This is a genomic window from Leptospira chreensis (assembly GCF_016919165.1).
GTDB classification, from domain to species: domain Bacteria; phylum Spirochaetota; class Leptospiria; order Leptospirales; family Leptospiraceae; genus Leptospira_A; species Leptospira_A chreensis.
This window is the reverse complement of sequence record NZ_JAFFPS010000061.1, coordinates 1-403: the sequence shown is the minus strand read 5'-3', so window position 1 is coordinate 403 and position 403 is coordinate 1. Positions and strand designations below refer to the sequence as shown.

General features: G+C 38.2%; 1 protein-coding gene. It reads left to right on the top strand.

Annotated features, from left to right (window positions below):
* Window positions 1-223, top strand: a 223-nt coding sequence (locus JWG41_RS16410; protein ID WP_205270905.1) for a DUF1415 family protein, incomplete at its 5' end; no start/stop codon positions are given.
* Window positions 224-403 lie beyond the last annotated feature (180 nt).

Here is a 403-nt window from a genome sequence, read left to right as displayed (position 1 = left end):
AACGAAAGACGACATAACCAATTTCGTAGGCCGTGCCCCTTTTCCAACATTACATTTGTTACGTGAAGATAGCATCAGCAAAGTTGTTGACTCTCATCCAAATATTGACAGTATTTTTGAAAATAATCGAAAGACTTTAAAGAAATTAGGTCATGAAGGTTGGAAGAAACTCTGGCTTCTATTTCTAACCGCAACCCCCATAGGCAATCATTTCTTAACATAAAAGACTAGGATTCCTACCAATCACTAAATATAAGATTTGAATGTTGTAACAATCTGTATCCACTGGCTCAATTACAGGTGGTACCAAATGTACATATGCAATCATCGAATCATCATTGTTTTTCTGTCGCTAGGGATTTTCCTATCCGCTTCGGCTCTGCCACTGGAAGCACAGTTCATC